This is a genomic window from Planomicrobium sp. CPCC 101079 (genome assembly GCF_007859275.1).
Lineage (GTDB): Bacteria > Bacillota > Bacilli > Bacillales_A > Planococcaceae > Planococcus.
Genome location: NZ_VOHC01000030.1, coordinates 42,245 through 57,702, shown reverse-complemented (window position 1 = coordinate 57,702; position 15,458 = coordinate 42,245). Strand labels below are relative to the sequence as shown.

The following is a 15,458-nucleotide window of genomic DNA, read 5'->3' as shown; positions in this document are numbered from 1 at the left end:
CAAATAAGCAATGGTTTTGCCATTTATCAAATAAAACACACAAAGTTTATTATATGCTTTAATGGCAGAAATGTTAATGGATTGCTTTACTTGGCCGAGCAGCCTTTCTCATGCAAAAATCCCCTTTGGCAGATGTAAGAGCCAAAGGGGGAAGATAAAAGTTTGGTTATGTGGCAGTAGAATCAAACTCTAATTCTTGTGCCCTTCCTAGCCGTTCAGTAAGGATATTGAAGATATCTTCAAAATGCTGTCCTTCATACCACATTTCGTTATAAGCGGCAGAACGGACGACGACATGCTTTTCATTTTTGGTCACGTCAATTTGAACTGCATGCGTTTCTCCAGTTTCCTCAATTTCTCTTCTTTTTTCTTGCATGAATACGTCCATGTCATTGGGCTCGTATTGCTCAAACGTTTTAACAACTTCATTAAAAATGGATATTGTGTCTTCTTCACTTTCGAAAAGCCAAAAATAGCCTTTCTTTTCACTCGTCAATCGAATTGTAAGTTGATATTCCAAGACATTACCTCCTTTTTATGAAAAGCAACCTTGCCTTATTCTTATACCCGATTCCCCAAAAGTAAGCCTTGCTGGGAGGAAATCTTATGCTGTTTTGGGAATAGATCTGGTCCTAATTTGTAAAATCGAACTTCACACCTGTCAGTTCTTCGGAGATTTCCCATAGTTTTTTCGATGCAGCCTCATTGTTTGCGGATGAATGGGGAGTGTCGATTGCCGGAAAGCCTTTTCGTTGGCCTTTGCCGTCAGGTCCGATGTATTCGCCGCCATTCAGCGAGGATTCAGTCGCAGCGTAGATGGTGGGCAGCGCCCCCATAGCAGGAGGCTGAAGAAGCCGGTTGGCGACTTTTTTTAAAATCTCGGGTGCGTCCCGTTTGCCGAATTTAAAGAGATTTGTCGCAGAAATCCCAGGATGGCAAGCAAAGCTTTTGGTGGAGAAACCATGGGCTTTCAATCGTTTGTCCAGTTCCATCGCGAATAATAAATTTGCCAGCTTGCTTTGGCCATAAAACTTCATCGCTTTATAGCCTTTTGAACCATCTAAGTTCTCAAAGTCCATGGCTGCTCCTTTATGAGCCAGGCTGCTGACCGTGACTATACGAGAATCCGGCGTTTTCGTGAGCAGCGGCAAAAGCAGGCCAGTAAGCGCGAAATGGCCGAGGTGATTGCTGCCGAACTGCAGCTCGAATCCGTCTTTCGTTTTTGATAGCGGGGGAGTCATCACCCCGGCGTTATTGACCAACAAATCGAGTGAATCAAAACGGCTTTTAAATTGAGCGGCAAATGCCCGTACAGTTGAAAGATCGGCAAGATCTAATTTCATCACGTCAATATAGGCTTGGGGAGAATCGTGCAGTATATCTTCACGGGCAGCCCTTCCTTTTTCTTCATTTCGAACTGCTAGAATGACCCGCGCACCGCGTTCAGCGAACACTTTCACCGCTTCCAAGCCAATTCCGCTATTTCCACCTGTTACAATTGCCGTTTTTCCAGTTAAAAGTTCTTGTGCCATTTTGTCAGCTCCCTGTTTCGAATCTTGTTGTAAAGCTTTTGCTACGCAGGCGATCGCCTGCTCAATTGTCCATACCGTTCTCATACAGCAGGAACCATCAAATCCTGTTCACTTATTTCCCGTGATTGTTCGGTAAAATATTCAGAGCACTCCTGATTGCAGCAAATGCATAAAAACCGTCTCCAACTAATGAAGAAGGTTTATAAAATTTTTCTATTGGCCTATACAATTCGGCGGCCGCTTTTCCCAAGCGCGTAATAGATTCCATGCTGAAGAGACTGTAAGCATTCAAATTTCTTTAAGTTGGTAAAGGTCTGTGAGATAAGCAGCGCCAGTTCCGGAGAAACGCCGACCAAGATAACTTCTGTCCCAAGCAGGCGGGCAGAAGCACTTAATTTGTCGATCATTTCAGCTGTATGCTCAGAAATCTGCTTGGTCAGCCCGGTAAGATCCAAAAGCAGGTAACGCGCTTGGTGTTTCGGCAAATGCTCAAGTGTCTTGAAAATCAGATTTTCGGCCCGTTCTTCGTCATAGCTGCCGATCATCGGCACCACGATAATGCCTTCAAGCACCGGGATAATCGGAGAAGAAAGTTCTTTTACTAAGTTTTGCAGTACTTTTGTGTTTTGGTCAACAAGCTGCTCTAACTGTCTGATTTGTTCCGCTTCCTGTCGCCTGGACAGTTCGTGGATATTTTGCTGGACGGTTATTTCAGAAGGAAAATATTCCACGATGCTGTATGTATTTTCTTCATTTTGATATTGGCGGATTTCATACCAAAAATCATGCCCGAAAAGGCCGGTAAACACCCCAGCGTAGTGCGAAGGCACAAAAATCCCCTGGTTTTGTTTGTTGTCCGATTGATTCAATTTGTATTCCCAGTCATTTTGTATATGTAAAGTGAAATGTTTTGTTTCTTCATCCATCTTGACAATCTTGACTTTCCCCCAGCCGGCTGACGCATAAGTATTTGAAATCCATCCCACTACATTGGTGGCATTGATGTTTTTCATATCCCGGAATCCTTCGCCGACAATGACGCCTTGGCGGAAACCTGTAGTTTCTAACACTAGGTTTGTCGCTTCGACGCCAGATATTTCGCGGATGGAATCAAAAAAGGTCTTCATCGCTGAGATCCAAAAAAAGACGACATCTCCGCCTTCGAATAACACCTCTCCCGATTCCGAATCCCATTTCAGTTCAATTCCACCAACTGTAAATTCATTTTTCATGATTTTTGCTCCTCACTTTGCTTAAATTCAAGCTTATCATGCAGACCTTTTATATGCTCGCTTCTTTTGCGGGCACTTATTAAGTTAGTATCGTATTCCCATTATTCGGGTTGGTCTAAACAGGTGTGGGCAGAATAAGTAATTATAAGTAACGGGCGTTTTGATGAAAGCCAATTTTTTTACAATTTCCTCCTATAAGCGCATACTGGATAAGTGGTTTAATAAACAGTCAAAGGAGCAGTGCTATCCATGGATTACAAGAGGATCACAGTTGCCGGAAGCGGCGTTTTAGGAAGCCAAATTGCATACCAGACAGCTTTTAAAGGTTTTGAAGTGACAGTATACGACATCAACGACGAAGCGATTGCACGCTCGCAAGAACGCATTGCAAAGCTGAAAGGAAATTACAAGAAAGATTTGGGGGCGACGCAAGAAGAGGTCGACGCGGCCGAGAATCGAATTTCGTTCCAAACGGATTTAGCCAAAGCCGCAGCAAACGCGGACCTTGTAATTGAAGCGATTCCTGAAGTGGAAGATATAAAAATGCGCTTCTATAAAGAATTAGGGGCAGTGGCGCCAGCCCATACGGTCTTTGCGACAAATTCATCTACGCTTTTGCCGAGCCAATTTGCAGAAGCGACAGGCCGCCCAGGGCAATTCTTGGCGCTGCACTTCGCTAATACGATTTGGATTAACAACACAGCTGAAATCATGATGCACCCGGAAACGGACTTGAACGTGTTCAACGACTTGGTAGCGTTCGCGAAAGCGATTGGCATGGTGGCGCTTCCGCTTTATAAAGAACAGCCTGGCTATATTTTGAATTCATTGCTAGTGCCATTTCTGGAGGCAGCTGAATTGCTGTTGGTCAAAGAAGTATCGGATGTCCATACCATTGATAAGACATGGAGAATCGCAACAGGTGCACCACTCGGACCATTCGCTATTTTAGATGTGGTCGGTATCAATACCGCCTACAATATTGTCCAGGCGAAAGCTGCTGCTACTGGCAATCCTGCGTACAGAAAGCTTGCGGATCTGTTGAAAACCGAGTATATCGATAAAGGCAAACTCGGTAAAGCAACAGGAGAAGGCTTTTACAGCTATCCAAACCCTGCATTTCTTGAACCGGACTTTTTGGAAAATTAATCGGCTTTACAGAAAAAGGAACAAGCCCTTGCTATAGCAAGGCGCTTGTTCCTTTTTTATTCATTAATGTTTACCATTGCCGCGTTTCTTCTTGCCATGTTTTTTGTCGTCATCATCATCATCGTCATCGTCGTCGTCATCATCGTCATCGTCACCATGATGTTTTTTGTGTTTTTTGTAGTAGTATTTTTTGTAATAGTAATGTTTTTTGCCGTTTTTGTAGTAATAATGCTTTTTGAAATAATAATACTTGGTATTTTTATACTTTTTCTTTTCGTCTTTATCTTTGCCTTTTTTATCATTGTCATTTTTGTCATCATCATCGTCATCATCGTCATCGTTATGTTTCTTTTTACTATAAGTAGTAGCTTGGTCAGAATCATCACCAGAAGCTAGTACTGTAGTAGTTGAGACTCCGAATATCAAGAATAACGCCATCAATATCATTAAGTATTTTTTCATTCTCTTTCTCTCCATTTCATAATTAGATTGTGTTCGTTCTCTAGGCTGAAGGGGCATAGAGCTTGAAACTTTCATCATTATGCACTTTGAGAGAATAAAACCCCCTTTTAAATTGGGTATTAAAAACAGAAATAGAATATTTCTGTAATTATTAATAAATAATAGTTATTTGATATTCGCAACCTCATTCTATAACAAAAAGCAAAAAAATACTATAGTATTTTGAAAATTAAATTTATTTATTTCATTGCCTCCCAAAGAAGCCTATTAGAAAACATTCCGTTAATCAAAGGGATCAAGGGCTGCCCACGGAACTTTTCCACCAGACGTTTCGTACCTACCTATAAAAGGAATTCTACGGATACCAAGCCCGAAAGAAAGCAGGTGATGTGATGGATGACCAAACAACTAAACTGCTGATGAAGAAAGTGAAAAAGTACCGGAAATGGGCTGAAAGTGTTTTTATTAATCCGGTTTACTGGAAAGTGAACGGCAAACCTTACTTTATGGCGGGTTTTTTGAAAAACGATAAACCAGCTGGGACGGCTTACGTAACAATCGGTGAAGACAATAGAGAAGAAGCATTTGAAGCGCAGCAGAAATTGGCATTGTTTGCAGATCTCAGTTCAAGTATTTTTCAAATTGGTGAAGCACGGCTGAAAGTGGAAAGTGCCTATTATATAAATCCATTGAATACTGCGATAGCTAAAGAAGAAGGGAAAGTAAGGCAGGGAAGGGACGCATTTGCGGGGCTTTGGGACATTCAGCAAAAATTCAACCGGCTAGTGAAAGACTTTAAGCATTATTATGAACATGATGTTCTAGCCCGTGAACATATCATAGAAACGGACTTGGCGAAAGTCCAGGAAACGGCAAACCGGGTCAATATGTATCAGTACTTGACTTTAACGACGCTTCTTAGCAACAACGATGAAATTCGTGCTTTTGCAGATTTCTTGGAGTCTGCAAAAACTGAAAAACAATTGGAGAGGCATCAATTGGATTTTGTTAAAGGCATTACAGAAAACAAAGATGTGATGGAGCTTAGCTTGGCAAAACTAAATATGATTGTGGATGAAGACCTGGAGAAAATGGAGAAATTGAATTATAACTACAGTGCATGGAAAAACAAACGAATTATTGACAGCCAGCAGAAATATGTGCGCTATCCAAAATAAGCTTGAAAAGTTCCTAGTCTATTTAGGCAGGATGTACAAAATACAGAATGGAGGTTTTAAGTGATTTTTATTCAGAATAATTAAAAGTTTCTTTCCTTTTTAAAGGCTATCGTATATAATTGATTTAAATAAGAACATACGTTCCTTTTGTATATCCTTTATCCATTTTGTTAAACCGTGCGTTCTTAGAGGCCGCTCACCTCTGGATAATTCGCTCGTACTATAAAACATAAAGGCAAAAGAAAGGAAGAGTTTACAATGCCGATAGTTGCGTATATGATATTTAACGGAAATTGCCGAGAAGCTGTGGAATATTATGCTGATGTTTATGGGGCAGAGATGCAGGAAATCATGAAATACGGAGATATGCCTCCTGAAGAAGGATACGAACTGCCAGAGGCTGCAAAAGACTTGGTTATGCATACGGCGATTAACGTCTACGGCGATGAAGTCATGTTTTCAGATGCAATGCCTGGTTCATCCGTCACTTTTGGCAAAAATATCAATCTAACGGTGGTTTCAGATGACTTGGACAAAATGACAGCGGAATTCAACCGGTTGGCGCAGGATGGAAAAGTTGAGATGGAACTGCAGAAAACTTTTTGGAGTCCGGCTTACGGAGCATTAACAGATAAGTTCGGAGTTGCTTGGCAATTTAGCTGCGATGATGGATCCTATACAGGAAGTTAACAAAGCGCCGGATATAAGTGAGCGTTATATCCGGCGCTTTTTCTTTTTGGTTTTCATAAAAAAACCTTCTTAAAGGAAAAGAAGGCTCATTCGATTTGAACGATTAAAGGATTTCTTCTAAATAACCATATCCAGCCTCTTCCATTTCTGCTTGCGGGATGAAAAGGATAGAGGCGCTGTTGATACAATAGCGCAAGCCGCCTTTGTCTTTTGGACCGTCTTCAAACACATGGCCAAGGTGGCTGTCGCCCGAGCGGCTTCTTACTTCAACCCGTACCATATTGAAGCTGGAATCTTCATTTTCAGTGATGACAGCAGGCTCAATCGGTTTGGTGAAGCTTGGCCATCCGCATTTTGAATCGTATTTATCAGCGGATGAGAAGAGCGGTTCGCCGGTCGCCACGTCGACGTAAATTCCAGGCTGGTAATTGTCCCAATACTCATTGGAATAAGCAGTTTCAGTATCGTTTTTCTGAGTAACGTTGTACTGCGCTTCGGTCAGTTTTTCTTTTAAGACTTCGTCGCTCGGCTTCGGATAGTCCGCAGGATCAATCAGGACTGGAACGTCCTGGTCTTCCAATGAATCAAACTCGATATGGCAATAGCCGTCCGGATTTTTCTCGAGGTAATCCTGGTGATATTCTTCGGCAAGGTAATAATGTTCTAGCGGTTCCACTTCGGTGACAATGGGTTCGTCATATTTGGCTTCTTCGTTTTCGACAACTTTATCGATAATGGCCCGGTCAGCTTCATTTTCATAATAAACGCCGGTCCGGTATTGTTCGCCGCGGTCATTGCCTTGCTGGTTCAGGAGCGTCGGATCAATGATGATAAAATACTGGCTCACGAGTTTTTCCAAATCTACTCGTTCCGGATCGTAGCGGACATGTACTGTTTCGGCATGTCCAGTATTTTTCCGGGTGACTTCTTCATATGTGGGATTTTCTGTGCTGCCGTTGGCGTATCCGGATGTCACATCGTAAACTCCATAAACGCGGGACATATAGGCTTCGACTCCCCAGAAACACCCGCCGGCAAGCCAAATGTCTTCAAGCTTTGCGGTATCAAACGCCAGCTGCTCATTCGGATTTTCTGGAAAATTTGAAGCGCCGGCTGCTGCGGTATCGCTTCCTGTTGAATTAGCCGTGAGCGATTGCAGCGATGAACAGCCAGTTAATAGCAGCAGTAGGAACAATAGGGCAACTAGCCATTTAATTTTCATTTTAAATCGGTCCTTTCCTTTATTGGGTCCAAGCGCTTGTCTTACTGAATCGATTCAAATGTTGCCTTGATTTGCTCATTGCTGACGTGGCCCTGCTGGCGTTTTGCCAATACACCGTCTGAGCCGATATAGACAGAAGTCGGATAGCCGATAATCCCGTATTGCTCGAAGACTGGACCGCCTTCATCCAAGAGCACTTGAATATTCGAAGTGTTTTCAACACCCTTAAACCATTTGGCGAACGACTCGCTGTCTTTTTCTGCATTTGAACTTGGTGAAACGATGGACAATACTGCAAATTCCGTTTCTTCACCGGCGAGTGTATTCAGTTCTTCCATTCCAGCGAGGCAAATGGAGCACCAAGAAGCCCAAAATTTCACGTACACTTTTTGGCCAGCGTAATCCGAAAGTTGGTGGGTGTTTCCTTGCAAATCGATCACTTCAAAAGAAGGGGCCGGCTTCCCGTCATTCATCTGCCCTGAATTTGCCGTAGCGGCGGGTTGGCCCGCTGAACAAGAGCCGAGTCCAAAGGCAATAAGTAAGACCAACAATATTTTTGATAACGCTTTCATTAAAACCATCCTTTCGCTAAAATGGCGAAGCGGGCGTGCAGTGGGCTGGACAAGATAGTATGCAAAAAAGGAAATACTAATTATAGGTCTATCATATAGCGAAGAACCTGTAATAGATATCAAATCAGCTTAAGCAGGTTCTAGACCTGCTCAAAATGTGTCGGTAAGGTGAAGCGGAAAAAGAAAACAGGCACCCGTGTCTAAAGCGGGCGCCTGTTTCTTCTAGTTAATGCTTGTCATCTTCATCTTTGTCTTTTTTATCCCATTTGCCTTTAGTTACTTTCACATCAATGACCTTTTTATCAAAATGTGTTTTTTCATTTTCTTTGTAAGTGCTTTTGTGTTTGGTCACTTTTACTTTTGCTTCCCCATACTTTTTGTCGACTTTCACTTTAGACTTTGTGCTGATCAGATTGCCTTTATTAGGCTTGCCTTTGTATTTCTTTGTAGTGATCGTGGTTTTTGTGATCTTTACAGGCGTAGTTGTTTTTCTGATTGTATCGGTCTTTGTTACTTCATCCCAAGTGGTTGTTTTTGTGATTTTATAAGTGGTTTCTGTTTTTATGTCTCTATACCAGTCGTGTTTAGGATGCTTTTCTTTTTTTACATCTACTTCCAAGTCTTCATAAGTCGACTTGTCGAATTTCTTTTCAGTTGAATAGTCTGTGGATTTCTTCACTTTGACAATCTTGTCATGGGTTACTTCTTTCTTCGTGGTCACGACGGTCGTGATGCCATCTTTATAAGTGACTTTGTCGTCGTTATCGCTGTTATAGGCAGTAGCGGTGCTGCTTGCAATTGCACCAGAAGTGAAGCCGAACGACAACATAATTGCTATTAAAATCATGGCCAGTTTTTTCATGGTTTTTTTCTCCTTTGTATAAATTAGATTTGTGTGTCCCCCAGCAACATTTAAAACAAGCACAGGCTCCTAACTGACACCAACCAGAAACTAATACAAATGAACCAAGAAAATCCTACTTTCTATGCGGCCGCAAAAGAAAAGTAGTTCAATGTCTCTGCATCGATTATATTATAAAAAACAAATAATTACTATATATTTCTGAAAATTTTAATAATATTTTTTGATTTATCTCCATTTTTGATTCTGACCACTGCAAGGTTTGCTGTTTTGTTTTGATTGGGCCAAAACACGGGTATCCGATGAATAGCATGGAAATTTTTTTGTTAGGAGTGGAACCTATTTATGCCATATGCCACAATCAATGACGACCTCTCGATTTATTATCATATAAAAGGTGAAGGGATGCCGGTTGTTTTTGTCCATCCGTTTGTTATGGGCCATAATGTCTTTATGCATCAGGAGGCGCTTGCTAAACATTATAAAACCATTTTTTATGATTTGGCCGGGCATGGTAATAGTCCAAAGGGCAACCGTCCGGTTACAATCGCTTTGCTTGCTGAGCACTTGAAAAGTCTGCTCGACCAGCTGGGGATCGAAAAAGTGGTGCTCTGTGCATATTCTCATGGTGGGCTGATTGCGCAGGAATTTGCTTTGAGGTATCCGGAGCGGACGATTGCCATTATTTTATCGGGCGGATACTCCGAACTGAATAATTTTTCGCCAATTTTCTTTATCAAATCGGTCATGTACATGGCGAAATCCCGCCAAATCCCGCTTGCTGCAAAGTTGCAGGCTAAGTTGAACAAATATTATCCGGAAGACGAAGAAAAGGTTTATGAACTGGCGCGAAAAACGGATCCGCAGAGCGCATACGAATACTGCAAAAACGGTCTCGACTACAAATCCACGTACTCGCTGCATCGGCTGAAGATGCCGATCTTGCTCATCTATGGAACTCTCGAAAAACCAATGCATCATTACCAGATTCCCTTTTTAAAAGCGGCTCCCCAAACCGAGGTGGCCTATATCGATAAAGGGACCCATCAAGTGCCTATTGGATCTTACGCGGAATTTAACGGGGCGGTGCATCAATACTTAAAGCCGATCAATGAACGCTTTCTGATGGTGGAAAGCCGGAATGGAGGAACGCCATGAAAAATGCCTTGCGCTTGATTGGTCCATCGCTCATGATTTTTGTCGGGCTGCAATTTTTCGAGAACGTCGTCATAACGTTCTTGCTGTTCTTTGGCTGGCTTTGTCTTGTGCCGCTCATTGATAAGGCTTTTCCAAAAGAACGGATGAAACTAAACAAGCAATCATTGTTAATGGGTGTCGGCAGCGGGTTGGTTTTTTTTCTTTTTGTCTATGGCGGGGTAAGCTGGTTGCATGTCTACTTGCTGGATATTAATAAGCTTCGCGTACTGCTTTTGGATTGGGGCTTTGCAGGTCCTTTGGAGTTTGCTTTCATTTTGCTGTTTATTTTTGTTAATCCGGTTTTGGAAGAAGTATACTGGAGAGGTTATATGTACGAAAAGCTGCGTGTGAATGGAACAGCAGCCTATGCAATTATAATGACTTCCATCTTTTATACGCTTTATCATGTTCTGACAGTGTTGCATTTATTCCAATCGGGCTATACGCTGGTAGCTGTTTTGCCAGTGTTGATCGTCGGTTTGTTCTGGGCGTATATACGTGAGAGGACCGGTTCTATTACGGCAACGATTATTGGCCATTCTATCGCAGACTTCGCAATCATGTGCGTGTATTGGTTTGTTGTAAGGTAGCGATTCATCTGAAAAGCCGGATGGCGAGACTCATACAGTCTCGCCATCCGGCTTTTTGTAATTTACTTGGAAAGAAAACTAACCAATCTTTTAGGGGCAACCAAGATTGAATTTGCTATATCCGATAGCGACTTGCTTGAAGCATTTTTATTTCCATTCGCTTTTTCTTCTAGAGAGTAAACCGCAATGGTTCCGGAAACTTCATGGGCAGCCAGGAGAAGATCTTGGCCAGTCGGACTTTGATCAGAAGGCACAAAAGTCAATCCTTCAGGAGCCACGTCGCCGCTTTGCTCGGTAATTGGGGATTCTTCGCCGTTAAAGATGCGGCTCGAGAAATACGTATCGAATTTAGGGGCAGCCGGTTTTGACAAATCATATACCATAATACCGCCTTGCCGTTCAAGACCGATAAATGCATAGTTTGTGCCTTGGATATTCCCAGTAATGACACTTTCGGGTTCTGGGCCCTTATCATCGCTTCTGTTGTCGAAGCTGTCTTCATCGTTGCTGCTGTTGAAAAAGTCCGGATAAACTTTAGCTGAAATCTGTTCAAAATCATCGCCGCTGTCATAAGCGAGTTCCATGGAGCCGGCTTCCCAGACAGAGAAGGAGCGGCCGCCATGGCCATAAATTGCCTCATACTTGCCGTCTTCGTTTTTCGGCTGCGAAATTGACGTTGTCAGCCGGCCCAGTTCCTCTTCCTCAAAAAGGCCGTTTTCCACAAGTTTATCCAAGCGGTTTTGGTTATAGCCTTTATACAAATCGGCATTCAATTGATACTCATCTTTAATATCGGCTACGCGCGTTTCTTCGGAAAATCCTTCCCAATCCTGGAGATCGCCTTCGTTGGCAGAGAGGATGAAAGTTTTACCGTCAGCTTCGAAACTGGTGATGCCATCTGGCTGATACATCGACAATACCGGCCAGTTGCGGATGTTTATTGCATCGTCTTTATTCGACGCATCGAGTTTGTTTTGTGAAATGGAAGAGTCTTTATATCCCAGACTTTTCACTGCAACAAACTGTTCTTTCTTGATGTCAAGTTTGGCTAAGGCGTTGTTTTCCTGTAACGCCACGTAAGCGTAGCGCCCATCTTTGTCTACGGTAATGTACTCAGGTTCCAAGTCTTCGGCGTATGTGCTGCCGGGATGGACTTTCCGGACATCGTCCTCGATGATTTTTTCATCAAAAGAGACGGTAGATACAGCCTTGTCGCTGATAGTCCCGATATCTGAACTAACATCAATGACACTGACTGTGCCTTCGGGATTTACCGAATAATCTTCCGCAGGTTCACCTTCGTTCGCAACCAGCAATTTGCTGCCATCCGGTGTAAATGTCAGCATGTCAGGCAAAGCGCCAACCTGGACATTGGCGATCGGTTCACCGTCGACTGTCAAAAAGACAACGTATCCCGGTTCTTCTTTATTGACTGCGGGAGCTGCTACGGCGATATATCCACCATCAGGATGGATGGCCACACTCGTGACATCGGATGCTTCCACGCCGAGCTCGCTCAGTGGAATTCGGGTCATTAATGGGATGTCTGTTGTGTTATCGGTTTTCAAAACAGTCATATCGAGGATATCAAGTGCTTTTTCAGCACCATTTACTGAAAAAGCGCGAAAAGTGTTAGGGTCGTAGACAACAATTTCAGTTCCGCCTTCGTCGATTTTGGCACCGCTCTTATATCGGCCGACCAATTCGACATCCAAGCCTTGTTTGCCTTTTTCAAAATGAGTGAGGTTTTCAGATGCGGCGGTTGGTGAAGGTACAGCCAGTATGGATAAAGAAAGTGCACAAACTGCTGCTGTTGGAATAAACTTTTGCATTTTTTTCACGTTTTCTTCAGCTCCGATCGGGTTTTGTTGTTACCCAAACCATAACAGAGCAACTTGAAGCTATTGTGAAATGTATGTATGGATTTTGTAAACGCCGGGTGAACCCGCTTTTTTAAATAACTCAAAGAAAAAAAGAGGATAAGAAGGGAAATGGCTTGCTAATCAAGAATATCTTTTAAACAATTTTATTAAAAAAACAGACAAGGGAGGGAAATGCATGGAGAAGAAAATGTCTTTTGGATGGGCAATTCTGCCGCTTGTTGTCATGATTGCCGTTATGCTTATTACGATTGTCGTGCTGGAACAAGGCCCGCATATTCCTTTGATAGTGGGGGCAACAGTTGCCGCTTTGGTGGCGTGGCGTTCAGGCTATAAATGGAAGGATATCGAAGAAGGCATGTATAAAGGAATACGCCTCGCTTTGCCGGCAATTATTATTATTATCTTAATCGGGCTAATTATCGGTTCTTGGATTGGGGGAGGAATTGTAGCTACGCTCATTTTATACGGATTGGAAATTTTGACGCCTGCATTTTTTCTCATTTCGATCACATTGATCTGCTCTATTGTATCACTAGCCATCGGAAGTTCTTGGTCAACGATGGGAACTGTCGGAGTAGCGGGGATGGGAATTGGCCTAAGTATGGGTATCCCTGCACCAATGGTTGCCGGGGCGATCATATCGGGCTCCTATTTTGGGGATAAAATGTCTCCCTTGTCCGATACGACCAATTTGGCTGCGGGTTTGACGAGCACTGATTTATTCGTCCATATTAAGCATATGTGGTATACGACCATTCCGGGGCTGCTGATCGCTTTGGCAGTTTTTTGGTATTTGGGCCGCAATTTTTCAGCTGGGGGAACAGATACCGCCGACATTGCCGAAACGGCTGCTGTCTTAAGGGAAAGTTTTGTAATTTCTCCATTTCTTTTGATTATCCCTGTGGTTGTTTTTGTCTTAGTTGCTAAAAAAGTGCCAGCTATTCCGGCTCTCGTAGTTGGGGTTCTGCTTGGGTTTTTAGCGCAAGTGTTGGTTCAGGGCAGTTCAGTTTCAGATGCGGTAAGTGCGCTTCAAAGCGGTTATGTCATAGAAACGGGCAATGTTCTCGTTGATGAACTATTCAACCGAGGCGGCTTGGATAACATGATGTATACCGTATCGATGGTTTTGGCTGCCATGTCTTTCGGGGGCATTTTGGAACATACAGGAATGCTGCAAGCCATGATGGACAAAATCTTGAAATTCGCCAAAACCGGCGGCCGTTTGGTGGCGGCCACTGTCTTATCTGCTATCGGAACAAATGCAGCGTGTGCAGAGCAATACGTTTCCATCGTCGTACCTTCCCGGATGTATGCGCAATCTTACAAGGATAAATTTCTTCAATCTAAGAATCTGTCACGTGCACTTGAAGATGGCGGAACATTAACCTCAGTATTTTTTGCCTGGAATACATGCGGTGTTTTTATCTTCGGAACGCTGGGCGTCAGTGCCTTCGAATACGCACCTTATGCCGTTTTCAATTTTACAGTGCCGATTCTTTCGATCATTTACGCATTGACCGGCTTTACAATAACCAAAATGACGGATGAAGAAATTGCAGAAGTCGAAAAAGAAAAGGCCATGCCTGCACAACCGCAAGCTTAGCGTTTCCAAGATTCAAGAAACCGGCAGCTCCCTGTCCTAATGCAGGCAGAGAGCTGTCGGTTTCTTTATGCTTGCAGAGTGAGCTAAACTATAAAAAAAGCAAAGAAGCTAAAGGAGTATTTGAATATGGGATACGTAGAAGAATTGCGGGCGCTTGTCGGCCGCCGTCCATTGATCCTTGTCGGTGCAGTTACGGTCATTGTCGACAACTTGGGCCGATTGTTGCTTGAGGAAAGAAAATACCCGAAAGATAAATGGGGGCTTGCTGGAGGATTGATGGAACTTGGGGAATCAACGGAAGACGCGGCGAAAAGAGAAGTTTATGAAGAAACCGGGTTGACCGTTAACCGGCTGCAGCTTATTAACGTCTATTCCGGGCCGAATCATTTTGCAGTGGCTGAAAATGGCGATGAATTTTATACGGTCACGGCTGCTTATTATACAGATGATTACGAAGGGGATTTAGCGGTTGATAAGGCAGAGTCGCTCAGCTTTCAGTTTTTTTATCCGGATGAACTGCCGGACAACATGGTAGGCAGCCATAGGCTGGTCATCGACGATTTTTTGGCGAAGTATTACCGGTTTGAACTGCCGCCAAAGCGGTAGATTTTTTGCTTAAGCCTTTCGGCGATCCATTGAATGAAATACACTAATTGTGACTCAACTGCCATCTTTCACAGGCTGACTTGGAAAAATTACTAGAAAGGATGTTAGAAATGGGACAATTGAGAAAACAGGAAAATTATCTTTTCATGGGAGCCCGCATCAAGCCACTGTTATTGAGCGAAGAAACAGGCGGAAATTTTTCTGTATTCGAGTTTACGGAAGTGCAAGGGCTTGAACCGCCATTTCATATTCACGAGAACGAAGATGAAATTTGGCGTGTGGTTGAAGGAGAAGCAACGTTTCATTTAGAAAATAAAAGGATGGATGCCGGGCCAGGAGACACAGTATTTGTTCCCAAAGGAAAACTGCACACATTCCGGTTGAAAACAAAAACGATGACAGCCATTTTGTCCTTGACGGCCACCGATTTCGAGAACATCGTGAGTGAAATTGCAGTGCCAGCTCAATCGGCTGAGGAAATACCAACCGAACCGCCGACCAAAGAACAGCTCAGCAAACTGCTCGAACTCGGCAACAAGTATGGCTTAACGATTCCACCTCCAGAACATGCAGGATGAGATTGAAGGCAACGCTAAAACTGAGAAGGTTTAAGTGTTGCCTTTTTATCATAAATATTTAAAGAGAAGCACAATTTATTGTTTGTTCTTTTTATTCATCCG

The 15,458-nt window shown here is 43.1% G+C and carries 16 protein-coding genes; 8 read left to right on the top strand and 8 right to left on the bottom strand.

Translation table 11 applies throughout. The features are described 5' to 3' along the window. Positions 1–166: 166 nt before the first annotated feature. The 3 genes from FQV28_RS15465 to FQV28_RS15455 all read right to left on the bottom strand — a co-directional run bounded on the left by FQV28_RS15465 (position 167) and on the right by FQV28_RS15455 (position 2,764). Positions 167–520 carry a hypothetical protein gene (locus tag FQV28_RS15465; RefSeq protein WP_146497410.1) on the bottom strand — a complete coding sequence of 118 codons (354 nt, stop codon included), beginning with the start codon at positions 518–520 and terminating at the stop codon, positions 167–169. Between the two features lie 112 nt (positions 521–632). Next, on the bottom strand, positions 633–1,532 hold the full coding sequence (locus FQV28_RS15460) for an oxidoreductase (RefSeq protein ID WP_146497409.1): 900 nt from the start codon (positions 1,530–1,532) through the stop codon (positions 633–635). Positions 1,533–1,753: 221 nt separating this feature from the next. Then, positions 1,754–2,764, bottom strand: a complete 1,011-nt coding sequence (locus FQV28_RS15455) for an STAS domain-containing protein (RefSeq protein ID WP_146497408.1) — start codon at positions 2,762–2,764, stop codon at positions 1,754–1,756. A 249-nt stretch (positions 2,765–3,013) separates the two neighbouring features. On the opposite strand from FQV28_RS15455, the gene FQV28_RS15450 reads away from it, so the two are divergent. Further along, the gene (locus FQV28_RS15450) at positions 3,014–3,913 is read left to right on the top strand and encodes a 3-hydroxyacyl-CoA dehydrogenase (RefSeq protein ID WP_146497407.1); all 900 of its coding nucleotides are present in this window, start codon (positions 3,014–3,016) and stop codon (positions 3,911–3,913) included. Between the two features lie 63 nt (positions 3,914–3,976). On the opposite strand, the gene FQV28_RS15445 is transcribed toward FQV28_RS15450, so the two are convergent. After that, positions 3,977–4,375 (bottom strand): hypothetical protein, encoded by a 399-nt coding sequence (locus FQV28_RS15445; RefSeq protein ID WP_146497406.1) that lies wholly within the window; start codon positions 4,373–4,375, stop codon positions 3,977–3,979. Between the two features lie 392 nt (positions 4,376–4,767). On the opposite strand from FQV28_RS15445, the gene FQV28_RS15440 reads away from it, so the two are divergent. Continuing rightward, positions 4,768–5,553 (top strand): hypothetical protein, encoded by a 786-nt coding sequence (locus FQV28_RS15440; protein ID WP_146497405.1) that lies wholly within the window; start codon positions 4,768–4,770, stop codon positions 5,551–5,553. Positions 5,554–5,811: 258 nt separating this feature from the next. Next, the gene (locus FQV28_RS15435; RefSeq protein WP_146497404.1) at positions 5,812–6,243 is read left to right on the top strand and encodes a VOC family protein; all 432 of its coding nucleotides are present in this window, start codon (positions 5,812–5,814) and stop codon (positions 6,241–6,243) included. Between the two features lie 103 nt (positions 6,244–6,346). Here FQV28_RS15435 and msrB read toward each other — a convergent pair whose 3' ends face one another. The 3 genes from msrB to FQV28_RS15420 all read right to left on the bottom strand — a co-directional run bounded on the left by msrB (position 6,347) and on the right by FQV28_RS15420 (position 8,899). Further along, positions 6,347–7,465 (bottom strand): peptide-methionine (R)-S-oxide reductase MsrB, encoded by a 1,119-nt coding sequence (gene msrB / locus FQV28_RS15430; RefSeq protein WP_146497403.1) that lies wholly within the window; start codon positions 7,463–7,465, stop codon positions 6,347–6,349. A 41-nt stretch (positions 7,466–7,506) separates the two neighbouring features. Beyond that, complete coding sequence (locus FQV28_RS15425) at positions 7,507–8,037, bottom strand: TlpA family protein disulfide reductase (RefSeq protein WP_146497402.1); 531 nt, start codon at positions 8,035–8,037, stop codon at positions 7,507–7,509. 226 nt (positions 8,038–8,263) lie between these two features. Then, a complete protein-coding gene (locus tag FQV28_RS15420; protein ID WP_146497401.1) occupies positions 8,264–8,899 on the bottom strand; it encodes a hypothetical protein in 636 nt (211 codons plus the stop codon). A gap of 345 nt (positions 8,900–9,244) precedes the next feature. Here FQV28_RS15420 and FQV28_RS15415 point away from each other — a divergent pair, with 345 nt between their 5' ends. Then, the gene (locus FQV28_RS15415) at positions 9,245–10,057 is read left to right on the top strand and encodes an alpha/beta fold hydrolase (RefSeq protein WP_146497400.1); all 813 of its coding nucleotides are present in this window, start codon (positions 9,245–9,247) and stop codon (positions 10,055–10,057) included. Continuing rightward, positions 10,054–10,686, top strand: a complete 633-nt coding sequence (locus tag FQV28_RS15410) for a CPBP family intramembrane glutamic endopeptidase (protein WP_146497399.1) — start codon at positions 10,054–10,056, stop codon at positions 10,684–10,686. The genes FQV28_RS15415 and FQV28_RS15410 overlap by 4 nt, the downstream gene beginning before the upstream one ends. A 62-nt stretch (positions 10,687–10,748) precedes the next feature. Here the strand turns inward: FQV28_RS15410 and FQV28_RS15405 are convergent, their stop codons facing one another. Then, positions 10,749–12,518, bottom strand: coding sequence for a choice-of-anchor I family protein (locus FQV28_RS15405; RefSeq protein ID WP_186763920.1), 1,770 nt, complete (start codon positions 12,516–12,518; stop codon positions 10,749–10,751). A 226-nt stretch (positions 12,519–12,744) separates the two neighbouring features. On the opposite strand from FQV28_RS15405, the gene nhaC reads away from it, so the two are divergent. From nhaC to FQV28_RS15390, 3 genes are all read left to right on the top strand, one after another. Continuing rightward, positions 12,745–14,172: a Na+/H+ antiporter NhaC gene (nhaC, locus tag FQV28_RS15400; RefSeq protein ID WP_146497398.1), complete on the top strand. Its 1,428-nt coding sequence runs from the start codon at positions 12,745–12,747 to the stop codon at positions 14,170–14,172. Positions 14,173–14,298: 126 nt separating this feature from the next. After that, complete coding sequence (locus tag FQV28_RS15395; RefSeq protein ID WP_146497397.1) at positions 14,299–14,778, top strand: NUDIX hydrolase; 480 nt, start codon at positions 14,299–14,301, stop codon at positions 14,776–14,778. Between the two features lie 110 nt (positions 14,779–14,888). Continuing rightward, entirely contained in the window at positions 14,889–15,356 is a 468-nt protein-coding gene (locus tag FQV28_RS15390) for a cupin domain-containing protein (RefSeq protein WP_186763911.1), read from the top strand. The last annotated feature ends 102 nt before the right edge of the window (positions 15,357–15,458 follow it).